Origin of the sequence: Mesorhizobium sp. M7A.F.Ca.US.006.04.2.1, assembly GCF_004022915.1 — a bacterium.
Taxonomy (GTDB): domain Bacteria; phylum Pseudomonadota; class Alphaproteobacteria; order Rhizobiales; family Rhizobiaceae; genus Mesorhizobium; species Mesorhizobium ciceri.
On the sequence record NZ_RZQA01000878.1, the window covers coordinates 1 to 2,542 of the forward strand.

2 protein-coding genes and 1 pseudogene are annotated in these 2,542 nt (G+C 62.1%); all 3 read right to left on the reverse strand.

From position 1 onward, the window contains the following. Positions 1 to 476: pseudogene (locus tag EN925_RS31515) on the reverse strand (O-linked GlcNAc transferase); the annotation flags it as partial. Next, positions 473 to 1,378: a Ku protein gene (locus tag EN925_RS31520; RefSeq protein WP_013530615.1), complete on the reverse strand. Its 906-nt coding sequence runs from the start codon at positions 1,376 to 1,378 to the stop codon at positions 473 to 475. The pseudogene EN925_RS31515 and the gene EN925_RS31520, both read right to left, overlap by 4 nt. A 288-nt stretch (positions 1,379 to 1,666) precedes the next feature. Continuing rightward, the coding region (gene ligD / locus EN925_RS31525) for a DNA ligase D (protein ID WP_128337194.1) at positions 1,667 to 2,542 on the reverse strand (876 nt) is incomplete at its 5' end.

The following is a 2,542-nucleotide window of genomic DNA, read 5'->3' on the forward strand; positions in this document are numbered from 1 at the left end:
GAGCGCGCGATCGCCCCCCATGTCGCGCCGCCGGCGACGAGCCCGGCATATTTGCGCGCCAGGATCAGGTCGCGGAAGGAATAGGGTTCTGCGTCATGCTCGAACGCATCGAACAGTGACAACAAATCGAGCTCGGCGCCGGATAGCCGCGACTGATCGATCAGCGATTGCCGCGACAGCGAAGACGCTTCCGGTGTCTTCATCAGTCCGAGAAGGCGCAGGAATCCGTTCTCGCTGATCAGCGTCCGCCCGGCCCCGCGCTCGGCGGCGACACGGCGCTCGATCTCGGCATCGCCGTTCCTGGAGAGCCCGGCCTTAGCGAGCAGCGTGCGGCCGCACACGACATGCGTGGTGCGCCTGGTGACGCCGCGCCGCAGCTGGCCGTGCTGGCGTTCGACTTCACGCGCGGCCAGTCTGAGCGGAAACGCCGCCAGCGCGCCGATGGTGCCGAAAACAGCGCCGGTCGGTGCCGTCATTTCTTGCTCTTGCCGACCGCCTTCAGCAGATTGGCCTTCAGCGGATTTTCAGCAGCACCACCCGCTGCCGCTTTCTTTGCAGCTGGCTTGGCAACCTCGTCGGCCTTGCTCTTCGACTTGGCCGGCGGCTTCGATTGCGACAGGCTCGCCTTCAGCGCATCCATCAGGTTGATGACATTGCCGCGCTCCGGTGCCGCCGCAATGATCGGCTTGTGGCCTTTCAGCTTCTCGCGGATCATCATCATGAGTGCCGCCTCGTAGCGGTCCTCATAATTCTTCGGATCGAAGGTGGTTTCCTTCTGCTTGATCAGCGCTTCGGCGAGCTGCAGCATTTCGGGGTCGGGCTTGCCAGCTGGAATATTGCCAAAATATTCAGCCGTCCCGCGCACTTCGTTCGGGTTCCTCAAGGTGCACACGAACATGCCGTTCTCGCGCGCGCCGATCGTCACCACGCGCTCGCGGCTCGACAGCACAAGGCGGGCGATGGCGAGCTTGCCGGATTTGCGCATCGCTTCGCGCAACACGGCGAAGGTTTCCTCCGCCATCGCGCCGTCGGGCGCCATGTAGTAGGGCGCGTCCTGGTAGATGACGTCGACCTCGTCCTCGTCGACGAAAGCCTCGATGTTCATCGTATGGTTGGATTCGATGCGCACCGCGTCGAGGTCTGCATCATCGATGATGATGTACTGCTTGTCCTCGTATTCGTAACCCTTGACCAGATCAGCACGCTCGACGAGCCCTAGTTCGGGGTCGACCGGCTTCATGTTGATGCGGTTATGGGTCTTCTTGTGCAACTGGTTGAACGAGATGCGCTCGCTGGCGCTGGTGGCGGGATACAACCGCACCGGACAGCTCACGAGGCTGAGTTTGAGGTAACCTTTCCAACTTGCCCTGGGCGCCATGAAACACTCCTACGCGGTCATGCACTGACATTTTAGCTTGAGCATGATCTTCTCCGAAAACCGGTTCCCACTTTTCGGGATCATACTCTCTGCAGCGCTTTCGTCCGAAGGACGATTGGCGCCGCGCAAATCCTACACCGACCCCACACGATACAGGCAAATCCCTGACGAAATCTTTTAGGACGCCTAAGGGTCGCAGGCGAAGGATAATTCAAATTGTACGAAGCGTCGATCATACTCTTCGTCGTCTTCGGGCTAAGCAAGGAGCGAAGCGACGCGGCGCATAACCTAGGATGACGAGCGCAGGGTCGGCAAATCCCGCGCGAACTCGTCGATCTCGGCCCACGGATCGCCCGACGTCGCCAGCAGGCCTGGCAGCGACGAATAATTCAAATCCTGCGGCGCATCGATGGATTCGAGGTCGCTCCAGCTGACCGGCGTCGAGGCCGGCAGATTGGTGCGGGCGCGCAAGGAGTAAGGTGCTGCGGAGGTGTGGCCGCGCGCATTGCGGTGGTAGTCGATGAAGATGCGCTTCTTGCGGTTGTCCTTGCCCATGGTGGTGGTGAAAGTATCAGGCGCCGTTGTCGCCAGATGCGTGGCGATCGCGCTGGTTGCCTGGTGCAGTTTCTTCCAGTTCTGCTTGCCTGTCACAGGTACCGTGATGTGGATGCCGCTGCCGCCGGAGGTCTTGGCGAACGGCACCAGCCCCAGGCGCCCCAATTCGTCCTTGATGTGCACGGCGGCCTCGACCACCTCGCGCCAGGCGATCCCCTCTCCCGGATCGAGGTCGAGGACGATCTGGTCGGGTCTGTCGAGGCTGGCGCGGTGGGTGCCCCAGGTGTGGAACTCGACGACGCCGAACTGCGCCAGCGCCAGATACCCTTTCGCGCCTTCGACCGAGAGATAGGATTTGGTTTCGCCCTCGGAATTTGTCGCCTCGAATGTCACCACCGAGGGCGGCATGCCGGTGAAGGCGTGGCGCTGGAAGAAGCAATCCTTCGGCAGGCCGGTCGGGCAGCGCACCAGCGACACCGGCCGGCCGAGAATGTGCGGCAGCATGAAATCGCCGACCAGCGCGTAATAGACGGCGATGTCGAGCTTGGTCGGGCCGGTCTTGCCGAACAGCCGGCGCGTCGGGTTGGTCACCCAGATGGTGGCAAGGTC

Excerpts from the sequence above, each read along its gene's own strand:
- EN925_RS31520 (WP_013530615.1), bottom strand. The coding sequence starts at position 1,378 with ATGGCGCCCAGGGCAAGTTGGAAAGGTTACCTCAAACTCAGCCTCGTG.